The following is a 21,480-nucleotide window of genomic DNA, read 5'->3' on the forward strand; positions in this document are numbered from 1 at the left end:
GTTACTCCGTATTACGTGGCAAAGACGTGCCGGACGCCCTGTACGGCCTGTTTGTACTGCTGGGGGTCCGGGGGTCGTCCCCCGGGAAAATGCAGTAGTGCTCCTCGGCCCCGGTGAGGGCCAGTACATGGTGCAGGTCTTCGGGTACGGGGCGGCCGGCGGCGATACGTTCCTTCGCGAAGTCGCCGAGCATCCGGGCCAACTCCGCGTCCCCGTGGGCGCGTTCGGCGAGCGAGGCGACGGCGCTCACGGGCACGCCGGTGAACAGGCACTTCAGCACGGCGTGCCGCCAGGCGTGCGGGTCCAGGTGTGCCGCCGCATACGGGCCGAGGGCCGCCGCCACCAGACGCGTGTCGTTGGCGCGCAGCGCGTCCTCGACGAGCGGCACCCCGGCCGCCGCGTCCAGGCCGAGCTCCGGCAGCGCGAGCAGCACCGCGCGGCGCTCGGCCGCGTTGCCCTGCTGGTAGATCCGGGTCGCGGTGGGCGCGTCCACCCGGGCGGTGCACAGCAGCAGCACACGGGCGTCGTCCACGGCGTCGGCGCCGAGCCGGCGTCCCGCCGAGGCGAACCGCAGCTCCCAGGGCGCGACGCCGTACCCCTTGGAGGGCCTGGCTGCGGTGTGCGCCGCCTCGTCCAGCGCCTCGTCGAGCCAGGCGCGGGCGGCGCCGCTCAACCGGGCGTCGAGTTCCGCACGAGGTGTCACGGTCATACTCCCTTCGCGGGCCGGGCGGCGGTGTCGGCGAGGGCCGTCCGCAGGAACTCGATGGATCTGCGGGCCTGTTCGGGTCCCGCGTGCGAGTGGCGGGGCAGTTCGACGACGGTCAGCCCCTGGTAGCCGGTGGCGCTCAGCGCCTCCAGCACGGGCGGGAAGTCGATCTCCCCGTCCCCGAACGGCAGATGCTCGTGCACCCCGCGCCGCATGTCCTCGATCTGGACGTGCCGCAGCCAGGGCGCGGCGGCGCGGACGCACTCCACCGGCGAGGCGGACTCCAGGCACTGGCAGTGCCCGATGTCGAGCGTGAGCCCGAGGAGTTCCGGATCGCCCAACTGCTCCCGCAGCCGGTGGAAGTCGGCGATCGTGGCGAGGAGATGGCCGGGCTCGGGCTCGATCGCGAGCGGCACCCCGGCCCGCTCCGCCGCGTCGAGCACCGGCGCCAGCGATTCGCCGAGCCGCTTCCACGCGATGTCGTCGTCGGTGCCCTCGGGGGTGATGCCGCTGAAGCAGTGCACGGCGTGCGCGCCGAGGTCGGCGGCGACCCGCACGGCCGTGACCAGCAGGTCCGTACGCCGGGCGCGCGCGTCCGGGTCGGCGTCCAGCAGCGTCGGCCCGTGTTTGCGCCGGGGGTCGAGTACGTACCGGGCGCCGGTCTCGACGGTCACGCCGAGCCCGAGTTCATCGAGCCGCTTGGCCACCTTGCTTGCACGGGCGGCCAGTTCGGGGGCCATCGGGTCGAGGTGCATATGGTCGAGGGTCAGCCCGACACCCTCGTATCCGAGGTCGGCGAGCAGGGACAGGGCGTCGTCGAGCCGGAGGTCGGTCAGCCCGTTGGTGCCGTAGCCGAGGCGGACGCTCATGTGGGGCTCACCTTCCGTGCGAGGGTGCGGGCGACGGGGACGAGTGCGACCAGGGCGGCCGCGCTGCGCACCGCGCCCGCGCGTGCGGCGAGCGCCGCCTGGAGCGGGATCATCGCCCGGATGCCGCCGCCGACGGCGCGCTGGGTGAGCGGGGGCGAGGGGTTGAGCACGGCGTGGAAGAGGGGCTTTCCGGCGGTGCCCACATAGGTGGCGGCAAGGGCGCTCTGCGCGATGTCCCGTGGCCGGGTGGGAAGTTGGAGCGCTCCCGTGGTGCCGCGACGGCGGCTGGTGAGCGCGCCCAGAGCCGCGGTGGAGGCGAGCGCCGCCATCGGCGCCCGGACCGAACCGCCCTGCGTCTCGTGGCGGGAGACGGTGGTGACCGCGTAGGTGTGCGCGCCCAGGGCCGTGGCCGGAAGGAGCGCGGCCGGGGACGGCTCGCCGGAGGTGGCCGTCGCGCCGAGCAGCAGATCCAGGGAGCGCGCGGCCGCCATGGCCGCCGGGCCCGCCGGAGTGTGCTTCAGCCGCAGGTCGTACGCCCAGACCGTGCCCGCGAGCGCGGTCGCGACCACTCCCGCCGGGCGGCCCGCGCGATAGGCCAGGGCCAGGCCCGCACCGGTCAGTCCGGCCGCCGCCGCCAGAGCCGCGCCCGGCTTGATACGGCCGGACGGAATCGGGCGGTGCGGACGTTCGCGCGCGTCCTCCTCGCGGTCGGCCCAGTCGTTGAGCGCCATTCCGGCCTCGTAGAGACAGAGCGAGGCGCCCACGGCGAGCGCGGTGTGCCGGTTGGGGCGCAGCCCGGCGGCCGCCGCCCCCGCGAGGGCGTCGCCGGGAACACTGAACAGGGCGGAGATCCGCAGCAGTTCGGCCCAGTCGCGCAGCACCGGCTTCACCGGGCCTCCCGCAGCCGCTCACCGAACGCCAGCAGGGCCGCGTACTGCTCGGCCAGCGCGGACGAGCCGCCGTCCGGGTCCTTGAAGTAGAAGCCCAACTCAGGCCGTGGGCCTGTCAGTTGGAGCTCATGGGCGCGGGCGGTGAGCCGGGCGAGGTCCAGGACGAGGGGGGCGGCGAGCGCCGAGTCGCAGCCCTGCCAGATCGTCTGGAGCACCATCCGGGAGCCGAGGAAGCCCTCGAAGACGATGTGGTCCCAGGCCGTCTTCCAGTCGCCGAGCGCGGGCACGTCGTCGATGTGCACCTCGCCCTCGGGCAGCGCCCCGAGGTTGTCCTCAAGGACCCGGTTCTTCCCGGCGTTCTTGGCGGCGGCCGCCGCCGGGTCGGCGAGCGAGGCGCCGTCGCCGCCGCCGAGCAGATTGCTGCCGGACCAGGCCCGTACGGCCAGGGCCCGCTGGTGGAACATCGGCGCCAGCACGGCCCGCAGCAGGGTCTGGCCGGTCTTGCCGTCCCGGCCCGCGTACGGCACACCGGCCGCCTCGGCGAGCGGGGCGAGGTCCGGGTGGTGCACCCCGGTAGACGGAGTGAAGTTCACATACGCGCATCCCGCGCGCAGCGCGGCCGCCGCGTACAGCGAGGACGCGGGCAGCCGACTGGCACCCTCGGCGGGCGCGGGCTCGGTCGAGGAGACATTGACGACGACGGTACGGGCGACCCCCGTGCGCTCGGCGAAGGAGGCGATGTCCGCGGCGAACGCGGCGATCAGCTCCTCGTCGTCGCGGGTGTCGCCGGGCAGCGGGCCGCCCATGCGTATCTCCGCGTCGGCGGCGGCGAGTTCGGCGCGCACGGCGGCGGGCAGGCCGTGCGGCAGCACTCCCCCGTCGGCCAGCTCCTCGGCCCGCTTGGGCAGCGGGCCACTGGCGACGTCATGGCCGCCGAAGACGAAGGACGTGAGATCGGGCAGACCGCTGTCGGCGAACGCGAGGGTCTCGGTGACCATGCCGGTCGCGGCCTTGAGCCCGGCGGCGACGGCGGCGCAGCCGGCGATGGCCGTGGTGGCGACGGAGCCCCGGGCTCCGATGAACCAGACCCCCGTCCTGGAGCCGTTCTCGCGGATATCTGCGGAAGGGGACACGGGCAGCCTCCTGGTGACGTCAGCGCGTTGAAGCCTTTCCAACCTGACGGTAGTGGCGGCTGGTTGGGCAGCTGTTCATTCGTATCGTTGGACGGGCGCCGCAGTTGCACAGGCGAACGGACGGAGTGCTGGTCGCGGCACATGTCCGCGAACCAGCACTCCGGTGTCCGTCCCGGCCCACGGTGTTCAGTTGTGGCCGGTTCCGTGGACCGCTCTACTCGGCCCTCTGCTGGAGCTGCTCGGCGAGCGTCTGCCAGGCGGCGGCGCAGCTGCGCGCGAGGTCGGCGACCTCGGGCGCCCAGTGGCCGGGCAGACCGCGGCCCAGCGACTCCATGCCCTCGCCGTCCACCGTGTAGTGGTGGAGCCAGCGCAGGGTGCGCCGGCCCGCCTCGTTGAGCCGCAGCGAGGGGTCCTCGCTCAGCTTGGCGAGGAGCTTCTGCCGGTCGACGGACACCTCCCGCCGCTCGCTGCGCGCGCTCACCGCGCGCTGCGTCTGACGCGGCACCACGGGCACGCCCGGCGCCGGGTTCTGGCCCGCCGCCGCACGGTAGCGACCCGGCACGGGGTCCTCGCCCCGGTCGATGCGCTGCCGTACGTCCCGTACCGTCGCCGGCGAGAGGCCGGTGGCCCGGGCCACCTCGCGCAGCCCCGCGTTGGGCCGCTCGTGGATCATCGCGGCGGCCTGCTGGCGGCGGTATCCGCTGTCCAGCGGGCGCAGCCGGCCGTCGCGCCCCAGGCGCGCGTTCGACTGCGGAGCATCGGCGGACGAGCGGGACCGGATGCGGGAGATGGTCTTGTCGGACAGGCCCACGGCGGCTGCCACAGCCCGGTCCGACCACTGCGGATGGGTCATGATGATGCGCGCCGCGGCCACCGAGCGGTCGGACCGCGACAGCGGCAGACCGTGGGTGACGTTGGCCTTCACCGCGAGGACGTACGCGGCGCCCTCGTCGCAGTCGACCATCCGGGCCTGGATCGTGGTGCGCCCGTTCAACAGGGCGGCGCGCACCCGGTGGGTGCCGTCGATGACGCGCATCGACGGGCGGTGGACGGTGATGGGCGGCAGCGAGTCCCCCGCTTCGGCGAGGACGCGCACGTGGTCCTCGTCCGCTCCGCCGAGACGGGGCGAGTCCTCGAAGACCAGGGAGTCGATGCGCACTTCACCGGCGGGATGCGACTCGATCCAGACCATGGAGGTCACGACCTCGTCCAGGTCGGCCGCATGGAGTTTCAGTAACGACTCGTCAATTGATTGCTCGGCCAGACTCACTTTGCGCCCCCTCGCAATGAATCGGAACCGGAATCCACTTCCGGTGTGCGAAATGAAAGGCGACGGGCGAAGCCTTGTCAACCACCCTGCGGCGGGCTGGGACGGCTCCGATTCCCGTACGGGACAAGGGTGGTTCATACCTTCGGCGATCGTCGTCGGGGCATGCCTGAGCGCCCCCGGAGCCGCGCTTTCCGCACAGCTGTACGGGGGCAAACATCGGTCGGCCAGAGCGGAAGTTCAGGTTCCGTCAAGTCCGGACAACTTCCTGTAGCGCGCGCGGTGAAGCGTCGATGGAATCGGCGCGCGGGGATGGCCCGGACGTCAGGGACCGTCAGAAGTGCGGTTGGAATTTCACATTCCGCCCGGCTGATCGGCTTCGCACTCGTGATGCTCGTCGGGCGGCCGCCCGGCCCGGGGGTAACCACCGGTTGCCCCCCGGGCCGAAACTGGTCGGCCAACTTGCCTGCGTCCGAATGAAGTTGGCTGGTTTTTTGGCCGAGAATTGACCCGGAACCTGTCACACCGGCTGTGACGGGTCCCGGGCCGTTCGCCGGGTCAGTCGACGCAGATGCCGTCGACGGCGACCTTCTCGTACAGATGGGGGGAGACGGTGCAGCCCTCCGGGTAGCCCTCACCGGCCGCGCGGAATCCGGGCTTGGCGTGGGCGGCCGCCAGATGGGCGGCGGACTGCCAGACGGCGACGTTCACCAGCACGCGGCTGCCGCCGACGCCCCGGTGCATCTGGGTGGAGATGAAGCCGGGCTGCCCGGTGAAGTATGCGGCGTCGCGCCGCCAGAGCGCCAGGAACTCCTCGGTCCTGCCCTCGGGCACGGTGAAGGTGTTGATGAGGACCACCGGCCCGGTCTCCTCCTCCAACTGCCTTATATAGGGAGTGGACTCGTCGACCTCCACGAACTCGATCACAAGGCCTCCTCTCTGTTCCTCGGGGTTCCTCCCAGTCTGTGTTCCTCTTCGGGTCAGCGGGGAGAGCCGAACCAGCGGATCAGCGCGTCGAGCAGCTCACCGCCGTCGGGCGCCGCCCAGGCGACATGTCCGTCGGGACGGAGCAGGACGGCGTCCGGCGTCGTCCCCTCGGCGGTGTCCGCCGGGACCCAGCCGTCCGGGACGATGTCCACCCGGTCCGACCAGCCGCCCCCGACGAGATCGATCCGGTCCGACCAGCCGGCCGCGAGCTTGGCCGCCTCGGTGCTGCCGTCCGCGGTGATGAGCACGCCGCGCGCCGGGTGCAGCAGCTCGGAGACGCGCGTGGTCGAGCCGTCCGACAGCTTCAACTCGCGGTCGGGCATGCGCAGTCCGAGCAGCGGGTGGCCGGTGGCGCCGCCCATGTCGTAGCGGATGCCGAGCCCGCTGACGTGTCCGGCCAGGCGCCGGGCCGCGTCCGGCGACTGCACCAGCTCGCGCATCACCTGCCGCATCGGCTCCATCTCGTCACCGGTGAGATAGAGGGACGCCTGGGCGAGGGTGTTGCGCAGCAGCTTCTCGCCCACCGGGTGCCGCTCGGCCTGGTACGTGTCGAGCAGTCCCTCGGGCGCCCAGCCCTTGACGGTGGCGGCCAGCTTCCAGCCGAGGTTCACCGCGTCCTGGACACCGACGCTCAGCCCCTGCGCCCCGGCCGGGATGTGGATGTGGGTGGAGTCGCCGGAGAGCAGGACCCGGCCGCGCCGGTACTCGGCCGCCTGGCGGGTGGCGTTGGTGAACGCGCTCACCCACTTCGTCTCGGCGCCGTGCAGCGACTGCCCGGTGAGCTCCTGCCAGGAGTCGGCGATCTCGGTGAACGTCAGCTTGCTGCTGTCCCGGGGTGTCAGCTTCGCCGGGTGGATGATGATCCGGGTCACCCCTTCCTCAAGACGGATCGCCATCACCATCCCGCCCTCGACGCGTTCGCCGATCACCCTCGGCTTGATGTCGTCGCGGTCGACGACGTCGGCCACGTACATACCGCGCGTGGCCTCGCGGCCCGGGAACTCGATGCCGGCCAGTCTGCGGACGGCGGACCGCCCGCCGTCACAGCCCACCAGGTACTGGGCCGTGTGCTCCTGACGGCCGTCGGGTCCCTCGACCACCACGGTGATGTCGTCCGGGCCCTCCCGGTAGTCGACCACCTCGTATCCACGGCGTACGTCCGCGCCGAGCTCGGTGATCCAGGACTCCAGGATCTCCTCGATGCGGTACTGCGGTACGCCCCGGATGCCGAAGTGGTTGTCCTCCAGGGCCGTGAAGTCGATGCGCACGCCGCCGAAGTGGCCCTCGTTGCCGATCTCGATGTCGCCGAAGCGGGCCAGCAGTCCGCGCTGGTGGAAGACCTCGGCGGCACGCCGGGTGAAACCGACCCCGCGCGACTCGCCGCTCGGGGTGGCGCGCTGCTCGTAGACAACCACATCGACACCGTTCAGCCGGAGCTCTCCGGCCAGCATCAGTCCTACCGGACCGGCCCCGGCAATGATCACGCCAGTACCCATTTTTTCGCCCTCCTGGATCAGAAATGCGAGAGGTGATTCCGCGCATCGGGAATCGGATCGCAACGCCTCGCAGTGCCGCTCAAACGGCCTTCGGGATCGGAAACGGAGCGTTGAATTCGATGGCGCCCAGCGGCGCATGAACAGACCTTTCGGGCCGCCGAAGAAGTCTGCAACTCGTCGATCAGAAGCGTCAAGGGGAATACACCTTACGGTTTTCCGTGATCCTTTTTGCGATCGTTTCCGTGATCCTTAATAGGGTCCCCTTCATTACGCGCCGGTAATAGGAATTGATCGTTCAACTATGCGAAAGATCCGCTTCCGGATAACCGCCACCCTCAAGATCAACAATTGTTGATCTTGGAAATGCCGGCCGCGCGACAGCGGTGATTCCGCGGTTGCCCTCTTGACTTCGCGATTTCCCTGTTGGAAGGCTGCTGCGCGCAGCACACCGGACTTAATAAGGAGAGCCACGATGTCCTCCGCAGTCACCCAGAAGCTGACGGTTTTTCTGGCGTTCCCGCAGGACGCAGAGGAAGCGGTGACGTTCTATACGTCGCTTTTCGACAACTCCGAGGTGATCAACACCATTCGCGCCCGGGCCGGTGAGCCGGGCTGGACGGAGGGAACCCTGCAGCACGCGGTCTTCACGATCGCGGGGCAGCAGTTCATGTGCATCAACATCCCACCGGACGGAGCCCGCGGTTCCGATCACGCCCCTTGGGACACGTATTCCTTCTCGCCCGCGATGGCGGTGTACATCCAGTGCGACGACGACGAGGAGTTCGACCGGGTCTTCGAGGGCCTCTCCGAGAAGGGTGAGGTGATCATGCCGGTCGGCACCTACGGCTTCAGCGCCAAGTTCGCCTGGGTCAACGACCGCTTCGGCGTCTCCTGGCGCATCAACCTTTCCGAGAGCAAGGTCAAGTAACACCAATTTTCACAGCAGCACACCGTCGGCCATGAGGTGGTACCGCCTCATGGCCGACGTGTGCCCACGGCACCATTGGCCGCCACCAGGGTCCCGGCTCCACGTATCGCGTTACCTTCGCAAAGATCCAATGGAATCCCCTTGACCACGGGAGAGCACATGATCTTGGTAACCGGCGCGTCCGGAAACGTCGGCAGGAACATCGTCGACGAACTGCTAGCAGCGGGTGAGCGGGTGCGGGCCATCGCCCGCGACCCCCAGAAGTGCAACCTGCCGGGGGAAGTCGAGGTCGTCGCCGCCGACCTCAGCCGGCCCGAGACCCTGCAGCGCGCGCTGCGCGGGGTCGAACGCCTCTATCTCTGGCCCGCGTTCGGGGAACTCCAGGGAGCCGTCGACGCCGCCGTGCGGGCAGGGGTGCAACATGTCGTCCTGCTGTCCTCGGAAGCCGTCACCTATGCTGCCGGAGAGCCGCATATCGCGTGCGAGAAGGCAGTCGCCGAGTCGGGAATGTCCTGGACGTTCCTGCGTCCCAGTGCGTTCATGTCCAACGATCTCCTCTGGATACCCCAGATCGCCAAGGACGGGGTGGTGCACGGCGTGTACGGAAGTGCCTCGATGATCCCGATCCATGAGCGCGACATCGCGGCCGTCGCCGTGAAGTCACTGCTCTCGGTGACCTCCGGGGCAATCCACTCCATCACCGGACCCCAGTCGCTGAGCCAGGCGGAAAGGGTGCGCATGCTCGGCGAGGCCCTCGGAATCGAGACCCGGTTCGAAGAGGTGCCCCGCGAGCGCGTCCGCGCGCAAATGCTCCTGTACTTATCCGAGTCCGTGGCCGACCAGGTCCTGGCCGTGCGGGCATCGATGCGGGGCGTCGTCGGCGAAGCGCTTCCCACCGTCGAGATCGTCACCGGCCGGCCGCCCTACACGTACGCCGAGTGGATCGCCCACCACGAGGCGGAGTTCCGCCCCGTACTCCAGCTCTGACACTTTGTGAGGTGCACTGTGCATTCCGCCGTCAATGAGACCTTGAGCTCGCTGGACCGCACACGCCGGCCGATCATCGGGATCACCGCCGTCGTGACCCAGATCAAATTCGCGATCTTCGAGATGGACGCGACGTTCGTACCCCAGACGTTCGTCCAGAAGGTCGCCGACGCCGGCTGCATACCGGTACTCCTGGCTCCGCAGCCCGGCGTCGAACAGACCGTCAGCGGTCTGGACGGTCTGCTGCTGCTGGCGGGTCCCGATGCCAATCCGGTCCTTTACGGGCAGGAGAAGCACGAGAAGACCGGCTGGAGCGACACGGTGCGCGACACGGCCGAACTCGCCCTGATCGAGGCCGCGTTGGACGCCGATCTGCCCACCCTCGGCATCTGCCGGGGTGAGCAGCTGATCAACATCCTGCGCGGCGGCACGCTCCAGCAGCATCTGCCGGACATCGTCGGGCACGACAACCACTCGCCGGGCGGAAAGGAGTACGGGCAGCAGAAGGTGCGCCTGGAGCCGGGCAGCCATCTCGCCAAGTTCCTGGCCAAGGATGTCGTGCCGTGCCATCACCACCAGGTCATCGACCAGGTCGGCGAGGGTCTGACGGTGACGGCGTGGTCCGAGGACGGGACGGTCGAGGCCATCGAGGTGAACGACCACCCGTTCGCGGTCGGGGTGCAGTGGCACGCCGAGGAGTCCGACGACGACAGCCCGTTCATCGCGCTCGCCGAGGCGGCCCGCCAGCGGATGTCGGTCCGCGGCCGCTGACCCGAACACCCGGGAAAGAGCGGCGACTTCAGAACCGCTCAAGGAACGGCAGAGGCGCAGCACGGCCCGCTGGCCGCGCTGCGCCTCTGCGTGTTTGCTGTTGCAGTGACCGCGTCCGGCTCAGCCCTCCAGCACCGTGACGTCCATGGCGGACAGTTGCTCGGTGTCGGCGAGCATGTCGATGGCGACGACCTGGCCGTCCACGACGATGAAGTCGAAGACGACGCGCACGCTGCCGTTCGGCGCCCAGACCAGGCCCGGGGCCCCGTCCACCAGCGCGAGCTGGGCGACCTGGGCCCGGCCCGAGAAGGTCTTCGCGACGGCCTGCGCACCGAGCGCGCCGCTCGCGCCCATCGCCAGGGCCGCGCCGTCGACGCGTACCACGACCTCCGGGTCGAGCAGCGCGAGCAGATCGTCGAAGCGGCCGCCGCGCGAGGCGGCGAGGAAGGCGTCGACGATCTGGCGCTGCCGTCCCCGGTCGGCGGCCGGGGCCTCGGCGCCCTGGACGCGGCGGCGCGCCCGGCTCGCCAGCTGCCGGGTCGCGATGGTGGAGCGCCCGACGACGGGGGCGATGTCGTCGAACGGCACCGCGAACATGTCGTGCAGCACGAACGCGAGGCGTTCCGCCGGGGAGAGCGTGTCGAGCACGACGAGCAGCGCCGGGCCGACCGTGTCGACCAGGACCGCTTGCTGTTCGGGGTCCGCGCCCTCATGGGCGTCCGGGGCGGGCGGCGGGCGCTCGCCGAGCAGGTCCTCGCGGCGCGACTCGCGGGCCCGCAGCATGTCCAGGCAGACGCGCCCGACGACCGTCGTCAGCCAGCCGCCCAGGTTCTCCACGGCGCTGACGTCCGAGCGGCTGAGCCGGAACCAGGACTCCTGCACGGCGTCCTCGGCCTCGCTCAGCGAGCCCAGCATCCGGTAGGCGACCGCCCGCAGATGGGTGCGGTGCTCCTCGAAGCGCTCAGCCAGCCGTTCACTGTCGTCCATCGGTCACATTCCTCCGCCGGGTCCGTCATCGCCGTGAAGCGGAACCCAGCCTATGGGACAAGTCACATCAAACTCAGAATCTTGGATGTTCGGTATCCAGTTCGGGCAATTCACGGGAAAGCTGCTCGCAGGAGAGCTGCGGTCCCCGTCCGTCCCGGACGCCACCCGGCGCCCGGGACAGAGCTGTCAGGCGAGCTTGGCGGCCAGGAACTCCTCCCAGGTCACCCGGGCCGTGGCGTACTCGCCCTCGGTCCCCTTCGGCAGCAGGCCGCCGGAGCGGATCTTGCCGATGCCCGGCATCCACACCGGCAGCACGGGCGCGCCCTTGTGGATGGCCTTGAGATAGGCGCGGATCATGTCCGCCGCGTCGGTGGCCTCGGGTCCCACCAGGTCGGGCACCCGCCCGGCCGGCTCGCCCACCGCCAGCTCGGCGAGCTTGACCGCCACCTCCTCCGGGTCGATCGGCTGCACCTTGAACCCGGCGGGCACCGGGACCAGCGGCAGCTTCTTCGCCTTCTGGGCCCCGTTGAGGATGAAGTCGTAGAACTGGGTGACCCGCAGCATCGTCCACGGCACCCCGGACTCCTTGATCACCTGCTCGGACTCCAGCTTCGACTTGAAGTAGCCGAAGGTGACGTCGTCGACGCCGACGATCGAGATGTAGACGAGATGCGGGACGTCGGCCTGCTCCGCCGCCCGGACCAGGTTGCGGGTGGCGTCGGCGTCGCCCTTCTTGTCACTGGCGCAGTGGACGATCGCCGAGACGCCCTCCACGGCCGGGCCGATGCCCTCGTTCTTGGCCAGGTCACCGGTGGCGTAGGTGAGACCGTTCGCGTCCGGGTGGCTCTTCCTGCTGAGCACCCGTACGTCACGGCCCGCGTCCCGCAGCCGCGCGACGACCAGTCGTCCCAGCGTGCCCGTGCCGCCGGTCACCAGGATGGGCGACGTCATGGCTCCTCCTCCGTTGAAGTGTCGCCACACTGACGAGTCGCCCCGCAGAAGTGTGACTCCCGGTTCCGGACGGCCTCTGAAACGGCTGCGAAACCGCCCCGGAAGACGATCACGGGCGTGCCGCTCCCGGAAGGAAGCGGCACGCCCGTGATCAAGGAACCGTACGTACGCGCCGGTGCGAGTGGCGTACGTACGGACTCAGCTCAGACGGGCCGATTCGGGGCTGAGCTGGACCGGGATGTCCGCTTCGTCGCGCTCCGGATGGCCCGGGCGCCAGAACCTCGGGCCGATCTGGAGGGCGAGCGCCGGGATCAGCAGGCTGCGGACGATGAACGTGTCGAGCAGGATGCCGACCGCGACGAGCAGTCCCTGCTGGAGCGAGGCCACCGTCGGGATCGCGGCCAGCACGCTGAAGGTGGCGGCCAGCACGAGTCCCGCCGAGGTGATCACGCCGCCGGTGACGGTGAGGCTGGTGAGCACACCGCCGCGGTGGCCGCGTTTGCCGACCTCCTCCCGGGCCCGGGTCATCAGGAAGATGGTGTAGTCGACACCGAGGGCGACCAGGAACAGGAAGCCGAAGAGCAGCAGTCCGCGGTCGATCCTCGGGTAGCCGACGGCGTGGAAGATCAGCGCCGCCGTGCCCACGGCCGCCGTGTACGAGAGCACCACGGACAGCAGCAGGACGATCGGTGCCACCAGCGCCCGCAGCAGGATGATCAGCATGATCAGCACCACCGCGAGGATGAGCGGGATCAGTACCTTCTCCTCCTTGCCCTGGGCGTTGGACGTATCGAGTGCGACGGCGCTCTGGCCGCCGACCTTCGCGTCCTTGGCCTCACCCGAGGTCTTGTCGAGCGCGGAGCGGATCCGGTCGACGGTGGTCCGGGCGGCCGTGGTGTCGGGCGCGTCCTTCAGCACCGCCTCGATATGGGTGTAGCCGTTCCTGGACGCGACGGGCGTGGCCAGGGATACGCCTGGGACGTTGTGGAGCGCGGCGAGCGCGCTCTGGGTGCCCGCGTCCTTGACGTACACATCGGCGGGCGCCGACGAGCCGGCCGGGAAGTGCTTGGCCATCAGGTTCTGGCCCGACACCGAGTCCACCGTCTTGGTGAACTGCTCGGCCTGGGTCTGCCCGGTCGACAGCGACATCGCCCCGAACGCGAGCGCCGCGAGGACCAGGACCGTACCGATCCAGATCGGGCGCGGCGAGCGGCCCACGAAGCCGGAGATCTTCGCCCAGAAGCCGTGCTCCTTCTCGACGCTGGTGTGGTCGAACTCGTGCGAGAAGCGCGGGATGAACGGCCAGAACGCCCAGCGGCCGAGGATGACCAGGAAGGCGGGCAGCAGCGAGGCCATCGCCAGATAGACGACCACGACGCCGATCGCCACCACCGGGCCCAGGCCCCGGGTGGAGTTCATGGAGCCGAACACCAGGCAGATGGTGGCGATGCCGACGGTTGCCGCCGAGGCGGTGATCGCGGGCAGGCAGCGGCGCAGCGCGTACACCATCGCCTCGTGCCGGTCCTCGTGGCGGTGCAGCTCTTCTCGATAGCGGGCGATGAGCAGCAGTGCGTAGTCGGTACCGACGCCGAGCACCAACACCGTCAGTACGTAAGCGCTTTGGCCGTTGACCGTGAGGCCCGCGTGTTTGGCGAGCAGATAGACCACGGCGCTGGCGACCTCGCTGGCCAGGCCCACCGAGAGCAGCGGGATCAGCCACAGGATGGGGCTGCGGTAGGTGAACAGCAGGAAGATGGCGACAAGTCCGAGGGTCGCGCCGAGCAGGGCGCCGTCCATGCCGGAGTAGACATCGATGAAGTCGGCGATATTGCCGGCCTGGCCCGCGATCTTCACTTCGAGACCGTCGGGCGCGTTCTTCTGCCCGGCCTTGCGCAGAGCCTTGACGCCGTCGCCCAGGACGCTGTTGTCGGCCTTGTCGGACTTGACGGGCACGCTGAGGAACGCGGCCTGCTTGTCACCGGAGATCGTGACCGAGGGGACCGGCCCCGCCGCGAGCTTGTCGGCCACGAACGCGCTGCGGTCGCTGTCGATCTTCGCCAAGTCGGCGGCGGTCAGGCCGCTTTCCCGGGCGTAGACGACGACGGCGCCGATGCGGCCCTTGTCCTGGAAGTAGTCCTCGGCGATCTTCACCGCCTTCGTGGACTGCGCGTTGTTCGGCAACCACGTCTGGGCTTCGTTGTTCTGTACGTCGCCGAGCTTGGTCGCCAGGGATCCGCCCACCGCGATGAGCAGGACCCAGAGCACGAGGACGGCCCACTTGGAACGGTGACCGGCGACGGTCTTCGCGTACTTGTGGGTGAACGTGGACGGGGGCGGCGGCTCCTCGGTGGCCAGCCCAGGTGATGGAGGATGCGTCGTCATGACTGCTCGCTAAGGGTTGGGAGTCCTGCGCTCAGGGCTCGGTCGAACTCGGTCGGTTCGAGGGGCCTCCCCTGTACGACCCGATCGCCTCGACTCGATCGGGGTACCTCTTCCTGTCACATGAGCTGGGTTTTGTTCGTCACTGCTATGACGGAACGTGGCCAGAGGGTGTGACCGTGACGCGTTCGTCACTCACTGACGGAGCGCGACGGAGGAATGTGACCGATGGACGACGGCGAATGGCTGGCGCGGCGTTTCGAGGAGAACCGCCCGCATCTGCGGGCCGTGGCGTACCGCATGCTGGGGACGCTGAACGAGGCCGACGAAGCCGTCGAGGAGGCCTGGTTAAGGATCAGTGACGGGGGCGACCCGGAGGACGAGGGTGTCCGGGGGCTGCCCGCCTGGCTGATGACGGTGGTCGCGAACGTCTCCCTGGACCGGCTGCGCTCGCGCAGAACGGTTTCCCCCGATGCCACGCTGCCCCGGGTACCGGCCGCGCGCCGGGCGCCGGACGATCTGGCCGTCCCGGTACCGGCCGAACTGGTCGCCCGGCTAGGGCAGATGGGCCCCGCGCACGAGGAGCTGCTGGCGGACTCGGTCGGCCTCGCCCTCCTTGTTGTTTTGGAGACGCTGGACCCGGCCGAGCGGATGGCGTTCGTGCTGCACGATCTCTTCGGCCTCCCCTATGACGAGGTGGCGCCGATCGTGGGGGCCAGCGCCGAGGAGGCGTGCGAACTGGCGGACCGGGCGCGGGTGCGGGTGCAGCGCGTCGATCCGGTGCCGGACGAGGGGACGACGCAGCTGCGCCGGATCGTCGACGCGTTCCTGACCGCCTCGCGCGGCGGCGACTTCGACACCCTGACCGCGATGCTCGCCCCGGACGTGGTGCTCCTCGCCGACCCGGAGGCGGTGGCGGTGGGGGCGCCGACGGAGGTGCGGGGCGCGAGCTCGGTGGCGAACGCGTTCTCGGGGCGGGCCAAGTACGCCCAGCTCGCTCTCATCGACGGCGTGGTCGGGGCGGTGTGGGCGCCGCGCGGGCGGCCGAGGGTCGTCTTCGGGTTCACCGTCGTGGACGAGAAGATCACCGGCATCGACATGCGGGCCGCGCCCGACCGGCTGAGCCGGCTCGACCTCACGATCCTGAACGAGTGAGCGGCTCCCCCGCGACCCCTCCCGTGCCACGTCTTCCCCCAGTCCCCCTCATGAACTGGGCGTACGGCGACGGAACTTGAGGTGACGCGGCTCCAACACCAGTGCGCCGCCGGGCATTTGACCCGGCGGCGCACTGCTGCTGTTCCCGGACAATGGATTCCTTTTCACCCGGCCATAACGCGGCACGGGATCTCTCCCCAGCCTCTTCCCCCATTTATGAACGATTTGCCGCGTGCGATATACACGCGTATCCGAAGACGGACAGAAGACCGCTAAAACGGTAGGGTGAGACCAGCGGGTTTCCGTGCACGGAGTTGACAAACCGGAGTGCACAGGTCGCGGTGTTCGACTGCGTGAGTTCCGCGGTTGCACGGGCTCCGTTCGCGTATACCGTCGTACGCCCCAGCTCGCCCCGGACCGGCCCGCACCAGCGCCTCCGAAGCACAGGTCGCCCCGTTCAAGCAGGTCAGAGCGGTTCTCAGTGAACCCGACGGAGATCCCCCACGCCGTCGGCCGGCGGATGTCCGCGCGCCGACTTGAGCATATTGCGTCCCCTTGCGGAACGGGGGATTATCAGAAGCCCGCGGGTTCGAGATTCCCTCTAGCAGGAATCCACCGCACCTACGAAATCCGCGCCTGCACACCGCTCGCCCGCCGTTCCCATGGAGCAGGGCCGCGTGTAATTCTGGCCGTCGTCGCCGCACTGCGGCGCAGTTATTAATGCTCTCTTACCGTGGCACGAGCGAAACAGGACAAGAGGGGGGCCGAATGCCCACGAACACTTCGGACGACTCGCTGGACGAGACAGTGGAAGGCTCGGCGGCCGGGCGCGACAAGCTGATCGCCGAGCGGACCCGCAGCGAAACGTGGAAGAAGCCGCCACGCCGCATCGAGCGCGCGGAGTGCATCACCTGCGACACCTGCCTGCGCGCCTGCCCGCCCGAGTTCAACGCGATCTTCGACAACGGACTCGACGTCGTCATCATCCCCGAACTGTGCTCCGGCTGCCCCAAGTGCGTCCTGGAGTGCCCGGTCGACTGCATCTACGTCGACGAGGACTGGACGCCCACGACCGACGAGATGTGGAAGCACATCGGGCTTACCGCTGAGGGTGTGTCATGACAAGTTCCGCCGAGCGCAACGGCACCTCCCGCCGGGCCATCAACGCCAAGAAGCGGCAGAGCCGCCGGCCGAGCCGCCAGGGCGCGGTGGCCGGGGCAACGCCCAAGCCGGACCGCCTCAAGGACGAGGAGGCCGGTTTCCCCACTCTGCTCAAGCGCGCCTGGGAGCGCGCCACCGAGGCCCCGGACCTGCGGAGCGCGGTGAACGCCCTGCTCACGCTCGACGGCCATGTCCCCGCCGAGGTCCAGCTGCGCGCCCTGCGCACCGCCGACGAGGCCGCGCTCAAGGTGCTCTGCGGCATCTCGTGGCGCGAGGAGAACCTGCCGACGCCCGTCCGCGACGTCAAGGAGCGCCCGGCGTTCCTCGGCGAGCTGGGCCTGACCACGACCGGCCGCATCGTCATCCGCGTCCCCTCCCAGGGTCCGCTGGAGGACGAGGAGAAGCTGGTCGAGGGCGTCATGAGCGTGCCGTGGTCGGCACAGGACCTGCTCGACTACGAGTCCGAGGTCGACCGCGCCGCCGCCCGCTTCGCCGACCAGGTCGTCGACTGCCGCCAGTGGCTGGCGGCCCTCGGCACCCAGGCCCGTGACGAACTCCTGGAGATGGTGCGGGAGTCCGCGCTGCGGACCGCCCCCTTCGTGCTGCACCAGGAGGGGAAGCTCTACACCAACTTCCGCGAGACCAACAACGTCATCGGCAAGACGCTGTGGGCGGGCCACCCGAACGAGACGTTCAGCCGTCTCATGGGCGTCTCCATGGAGCAGTGGTCGGACCACGACGCGGTGATGGTCGTCTGCCTCACGCTGCTGGTGCGCTCCGCGGGCGCCGGGCGCATCGAGGAGGCCAACGGCACCCAGCTGACGCTGGATCACATCGCGTACATGCTGGAGCGCACGCGCGGCAACTACAACGCGGTCCCCGGCGGCGAGCTGGTCCCGGCCGCTCCCACGCACCGCGTCGAGGCGCTGAACGCCCTCGCCACGGCGCTGCGCGAGCGCCGTATGGGCCATGTCATCCCCAACGCCCAGCTCTACCGCGAGATCCACGGCGCGCTGATGCACAAGATCGAGCGCCTGGCCGGTCCGTACGGGGAGAAGTCGCAGCAGCGCGAGGCGGAGCTCGTCGCGCTGCTCAGCGAACGCCTCCCGGTCACCGGCACCACCTTCGCCGAGCTCCGCGCGAGCCTCGCCGCGTCCCCCTCCTGGCTCGCCCGGCCGTACGGCGAGTTCGGTACCGGACTTGAGGCGCTGGTGTACGAGACGGTGGCCGGGGCGACGAAGGTCTTCGAGGCCGACTTCGCCATGAGCCGTGGCATGCGTTCGATCCCCGAACTCATGCGCGCGCTGCGGGAGCAGGCCTACGCCGAGATCACCAAGTGGGACATCACCGACTTCTTCTGCTGTGTGGTGCCGGCCCCGTCGGCCAAGCGCCACTACGAGGACTCGGTGCTCCAACTCGCCGACAACGCGTGGGCGATGTCCTCGCGGATGCAGTACAACTCCTGGCACTTCATCGCCGGCAACCTGCCCAAGGTCGCCGCCGTGGTGGAGCGGGACCACTTCATCCCGCCGACCATCCCGGACATCGCCTTCTACTCCGACCAGCACCACCACGGCCATGTCGCCTCCAAGGTGCGCTTCAGCATCCGCAGCCCGCAGGCCGTCGAGGTACTCGACCGCACGTTCAACGGGTTCATGGACCTGCGGCTGCTGCGCTGCGACGGCACGCCGTTCGACGAGGGCGACCTGCTCGCCGCGCACCGCACCTCCGGGTTCATCGCCGGCGCCATGAGCGCGGCGGCGGCCCTGGTGGCCGAGGGCGAGGACATCGAGGTCACCGCCTTCGACTCCGAGTGGCACCTCAAGTCGGTCCAGGCCGCGGCGGTGCGCGCCAAGCAGCCGCTGCAGGTGTCGTGACCGGCGGCCCGCCCCGTCCTGACGAGGAGCTCCGTTGACCTCAGCGTCCATCGGCGAGATACGCGACCTCCTCGCCCGGGGAGAGCTGTCCGCCGCCGACCATGTGCAGTCGGTCCTCACCGCGATCCAGAAGACCGACATCGAGCTCGGCGCCTTCGTCTCGGTCGCGGGCGACGAGGCCGTGCGGGAGGCCGAACTGGCCGACGCCCGGATCCGCGAGGAGGGCCCGGCCGTCTTCGACCGGCAGCCGCTGCTCGGGATCACGGTCTCGGTGAAGGACCTCATCCAGACCGGGGACCTGCCCACTGCCCGTGGGTCCCTGCTGGAGAACCGCCGTCCGCGGGCCGACGCGCCCTCGGTCGCGCGGCTGCGGGCCGCCGGCGCCATCGTCATCGGCAAGACCACGACGTCGGAGTACGGATGGAGCGCCTCCACGGTGAGCCGGGTGGCGCCGCCCACCCGCAACCCGTGGGACCTGGAGCTCTCCGCGGGCGGTTCCAGCGGCGGCGCCGCCGCGGCCGTCGCGGCGGGGCTCGGGTCGGGGGCGCTGGGCACCGACGGCGCGGGCTCGATCCGTATCCCGTCGGCGTTCTGCGGTGTCGTCGGCTACAAGCCGTCGTTCGCCAAGGTGCCCTATGTGCCCGCCTGCGCCGACCGGCTCTCCCACCAGGGGCCGATCGCGCGGACCGTGCCGGACGTCGTCGAGCTCGCCTCGGTGATCACCGGCGGGCACCCGGACGACCCGGACTCGCTGCTCGGTGTGCACGAAATGCCGCGCCAGAGGCGGAAGTTGCGCGTCGGCTGGATCGAGTTCCCGGGCACGTCCCCGGAGGTCCGCCGGGTCAGCGAGCAGGGTCTGGAGGCGCTGGCCTCGCAGGGGCACCGCGTGGAGCGCATCGAGGTGCCGTTCCGCGACCCGTATCCGGCGCTCGTCGACATCCTCGCCGCGAGCGACGCGGCGGGCACCTCGCCCGCCGACGAGGAGTGGTGCGACCCGGGCCGCCTCGCGATCGTGCGCCACGGCCGCACGCTCAGCGCGGCCACAGTGATGCGGGCCGAGGAGGTGCGGCTCGCGCTGCGCACCACCCTGCACCAGATCTTCGACCGGTACGACCTGCTCGCGATGGCCACCGTGCCCATCGAGCCGATCGACCCCCACATGATCGGCCCGGAGTGGGCGAACCGTCCGGAGGACCTGCTCTGGCTGGCGTGGACACCCGCCGCGTATCCGTTCAATATGACTGGCCAGCCGGCCGTTTCGCTCCCGGCCGGACTCACCCGCGCCGGTCTCCCGGTGGGGCTCCAACTCGTGGGCCCCTTCGGCGCGGACGATCTGGTCCTGTCCGCCGCACGCCGTCTGGAGGCGGACCTCGGGCCGCTGCCGGCCGCACCGGACCGAGTAACCGAAAGGATCCTGTAACCCATGTACTCCCGGTCGTGGTCCAGCCCCTTCTCCGAGGCGGGCGGCACAGGACGTCCCGCGTTCGTCACCGAGTTCGGCCTGTGGACCGACGAACAGGCCGCTGCGGCCGAGCAGATCGAGGCGTCGCTCGACGAGATCGACCTCGTCCGGCTCGCCTTCGCCGACCCGCACGGCCTGGCCCGCTCCAAGACCCTGACCGTCGACGCGTTCCGCTCGGTGCTGCGCAACGGCATGGACTTCAGCTCGGGCCCGTTCATCTTCGACACCGGGCACGCGGCCGCGCTGGACTTCCTGGCCGACCCGGGCGTCGGCGTCGACGAGATCGCGGGCGCGGGCAGCTTCGTCCTGGTCCCGGACCCGCTGACGTTCCAGGTGCTCCCCCACGAGGGCCCGCGCACCGCGTGGGTGCTCGGCGACGAGTATCTGCGCGACGGCTCTCCGCACCCGCTCTCCGCGCGGAACGTGCTGCGCCAGGTCGTCGCCCGGTACGCGGCCCGCGACCTCACGCCGGTGCTCGGCCTGGAGGTCGAGTGGTACCTGACCCGCAGGCTGGCGGGTCCGCCCGGAAACGCGGGCAACGGCTTCGGCCTCCAGGGCGCGGCCCCGCAGGTCGAGGCGATGAACTCGGGCTACCAGTTCAACCTGGACGCCAACTACGACTCGGTGGCCCACTTCACCAGCCCGCTGGCGATGAGGCTGCTCGAACTCGGCCTGCCGCTGCGCTCGATCGAGCACGAGTCGGGCCCGGGCCAGATCGAGACGACCTTCAACCCGATGCACGCGCTGGACACCGCCGACGCGATGCTGCTGTTCCGCACCGTGGTCAAGCAGACCGCCGCGCGCCAGGGCTACCACGCCTCCTTCATGGCGCTGCCCCGCGTCGACAGCTTCGACCCGTGCGGCTGGCATCTGCACCAGTCGGTGATGGACGCCAAGTCCGGCCGCAACCTCTTCGCGGCCGAGGGCGGCGGCATCTCGGACCAGGGCGTCGCGTACATCGACGGGCTGCTCTCGCGCGCCCGTGACCTGTGTCTGCTCTCGGTGCCCACGGTCAACGGCTACCGCCGCATGGGCGCGGACTTCTCGCTGTCGCCGACCCGGCTCGGCTGGAGCTACGAGGACCGCAGCGCGATGATCCGCGTGGTCGGCGGCGGCGCCGGCACCCACATCGAGAACCGGGTGGGCGAGCCCACAGCCAACCCGTACCTCAACATCGCCGCCCAGCTCTCCGCCGGGTTCGACGGCATGGCCGCCGAGGTCGGCGCGGGCCCGCGTGCGGGCGGCGAGGAGTCGTACGAGACGCTGCCGCAGGACCTCGGTGAGGCGCTTGAGGCCTTCAAGGCAGGTCAGGCCGCCGAACTTCTCGGCAAGCCGCTGGCCGCCACGATGGCCAAGCTGAAGGAGAGCGAGCTCGTCCGCTTCGAGGCCTGGCGCGCGAACGAGCGGCCCGCCGACGGCCAGGTCACCGAGTGGGAGCAGCGCGAATACTTCGAGGCCTTCTGATGACGGCCCG

18 protein-coding genes are annotated in these 21,480 nt (G+C 70.1%); 8 read left to right on the forward strand and 10 right to left on the reverse strand.

The genetic code is table 11. The features are described from left to right. Position 1: 1 nt before the first annotated feature. From ACT1U9_RS06675 to ACT1U9_RS06705, 7 genes are all read right to left on the reverse strand, one after another. Entirely contained in the window at positions 2-709 is a 708-nt protein-coding gene (locus tag ACT1U9_RS06675; protein ID WP_444537450.1) for an EboA domain-containing protein, read from the reverse strand. Next, the gene (locus ACT1U9_RS06680; RefSeq protein ID WP_444537451.1) at positions 706-1,575 is read right to left on the reverse strand and encodes a sugar phosphate isomerase/epimerase family protein; all 870 of its coding nucleotides are present in this window, start codon (positions 1,573-1,575) and stop codon (positions 706-708) included. The genes ACT1U9_RS06675 and ACT1U9_RS06680 overlap by 4 nt, the downstream gene beginning before the upstream one ends. Beyond that, on the reverse strand, positions 1,572-2,465 hold the full coding sequence (locus ACT1U9_RS06685) for an SCO3242 family prenyltransferase (RefSeq protein ID WP_444537452.1): 894 nt from the start codon (positions 2,463-2,465) through the stop codon (positions 1,572-1,574). Before ACT1U9_RS06685 ends, ACT1U9_RS06680 begins: the two co-directional genes overlap by 4 nt. Further along, positions 2,462-3,604: an inositol-3-phosphate synthase gene (locus ACT1U9_RS06690; RefSeq protein WP_444539026.1), complete on the reverse strand. Its 1,143-nt coding sequence runs from the start codon at positions 3,602-3,604 to the stop codon at positions 2,462-2,464. Before ACT1U9_RS06690 ends, ACT1U9_RS06685 begins: the two co-directional genes overlap by 4 nt. Before the next feature lie 208 nt (positions 3,605-3,812). After that, entirely contained in the window at positions 3,813-4,868 is a 1,056-nt protein-coding gene (locus tag ACT1U9_RS06695; protein ID WP_444537453.1) for a hypothetical protein, read from the reverse strand. A gap of 555 nt (positions 4,869-5,423) precedes the next feature. Next, positions 5,424-5,792 (reverse strand): antibiotic biosynthesis monooxygenase family protein, encoded by a 369-nt coding sequence (locus tag ACT1U9_RS06700; protein WP_444537454.1) that lies wholly within the window; start codon positions 5,790-5,792, stop codon positions 5,424-5,426. Positions 5,793-5,845: 53 nt separating this feature from the next. Further along, complete coding sequence (locus tag ACT1U9_RS06705) at positions 5,846-7,348, reverse strand: FAD-dependent monooxygenase (protein ID WP_444537455.1); 1,503 nt, start codon at positions 7,346-7,348, stop codon at positions 5,846-5,848. 472 nt (positions 7,349-7,820) lie between these two features. Here ACT1U9_RS06705 and ACT1U9_RS06710 point away from each other — a divergent pair, with 472 nt between their 5' ends. The 3 genes from ACT1U9_RS06710 to ACT1U9_RS06720 all read left to right on the forward strand — a co-directional run bounded on the left by ACT1U9_RS06710 (position 7,821) and on the right by ACT1U9_RS06720 (position 10,034). Continuing rightward, entirely contained in the window at positions 7,821-8,276 is a 456-nt protein-coding gene (locus tag ACT1U9_RS06710) for a VOC family protein (protein WP_188275468.1), read from the forward strand. Between the two features lie 159 nt (positions 8,277-8,435). Beyond that, complete coding sequence (locus tag ACT1U9_RS06715; RefSeq protein ID WP_444537456.1) at positions 8,436-9,263, forward strand: NAD(P)H-binding protein; 828 nt, start codon at positions 8,436-8,438, stop codon at positions 9,261-9,263. A gap of 42 nt (positions 9,264-9,305) precedes the next feature. Beyond that, on the forward strand, positions 9,306-10,034 hold the full coding sequence (locus tag ACT1U9_RS06720; RefSeq protein ID WP_444537457.1) for a gamma-glutamyl-gamma-aminobutyrate hydrolase family protein: 729 nt from the start codon (positions 9,306-9,308) through the stop codon (positions 10,032-10,034). A 120-nt stretch (positions 10,035-10,154) separates the two neighbouring features. Here ACT1U9_RS06720 and ACT1U9_RS06725 read toward each other — a convergent pair whose 3' ends face one another. The 3 genes from ACT1U9_RS06725 to ACT1U9_RS06735 all read right to left on the reverse strand — a co-directional run bounded on the left by ACT1U9_RS06725 (position 10,155) and on the right by ACT1U9_RS06735 (position 14,354). Continuing rightward, positions 10,155-11,021: a sigma-70 family RNA polymerase sigma factor gene (locus ACT1U9_RS06725; protein ID WP_444537458.1), complete on the reverse strand. Its 867-nt coding sequence runs from the start codon at positions 11,019-11,021 to the stop codon at positions 10,155-10,157. A 186-nt stretch (positions 11,022-11,207) separates the two neighbouring features. Then, positions 11,208-11,972 carry an SDR family oxidoreductase gene (locus ACT1U9_RS06730; RefSeq protein WP_444537459.1) on the reverse strand — a complete coding sequence of 255 codons (765 nt, stop codon included), beginning with the start codon at positions 11,970-11,972 and terminating at the stop codon, positions 11,208-11,210. A 198-nt stretch (positions 11,973-12,170) separates the two neighbouring features. Next, on the reverse strand, positions 12,171-14,354 hold the full coding sequence (locus ACT1U9_RS06735) for an MMPL family transporter (RefSeq protein WP_444537460.1): 2,184 nt from the start codon (positions 14,352-14,354) through the stop codon (positions 12,171-12,173). A 225-nt stretch (positions 14,355-14,579) separates the two neighbouring features. Between ACT1U9_RS06735 and ACT1U9_RS06740 the strand changes: the two genes are divergently transcribed. The 5 genes from ACT1U9_RS06740 (at position 14,580) to ACT1U9_RS06760 (ending at position 21,470) form a co-directional block, all read left to right on the forward strand. After that, entirely contained in the window at positions 14,580-15,506 is a 927-nt protein-coding gene (locus ACT1U9_RS06740; protein WP_444537461.1) for a sigma-70 family RNA polymerase sigma factor, read from the forward strand. Positions 15,507-16,274: 768 nt separating this feature from the next. After that, positions 16,275-16,628: a 4Fe-4S dicluster-binding protein gene (locus tag ACT1U9_RS06745; protein WP_223185182.1), complete on the forward strand. Its 354-nt coding sequence runs from the start codon at positions 16,275-16,277 to the stop codon at positions 16,626-16,628. After that, positions 16,625-18,544, forward strand: coding sequence for a hypothetical protein (locus ACT1U9_RS06750; protein ID WP_444537462.1), 1,920 nt, complete (start codon positions 16,625-16,627; stop codon positions 18,542-18,544). Before ACT1U9_RS06745 ends, ACT1U9_RS06750 begins: the two co-directional genes overlap by 4 nt. A 34-nt stretch (positions 18,545-18,578) precedes the next feature. After that, the gene (locus ACT1U9_RS06755) at positions 18,579-19,964 is read left to right on the forward strand and encodes an amidase (protein WP_444537463.1); all 1,386 of its coding nucleotides are present in this window, start codon (positions 18,579-18,581) and stop codon (positions 19,962-19,964) included. Positions 19,965-19,967: 3 nt separating this feature from the next. Further along, complete coding sequence (locus tag ACT1U9_RS06760) at positions 19,968-21,470, forward strand: glutamine synthetase family protein (RefSeq protein WP_444537464.1); 1,503 nt, start codon at positions 19,968-19,970, stop codon at positions 21,468-21,470. The last annotated feature ends 10 nt before the right edge of the window (positions 21,471-21,480 follow it).

It is taken from the genome of Streptomyces sp. BR1 (assembly GCF_052373795.1).
Taxonomy (GTDB): Bacteria; Actinomycetota; Actinomycetes; order Streptomycetales; family Streptomycetaceae; genus Streptomyces.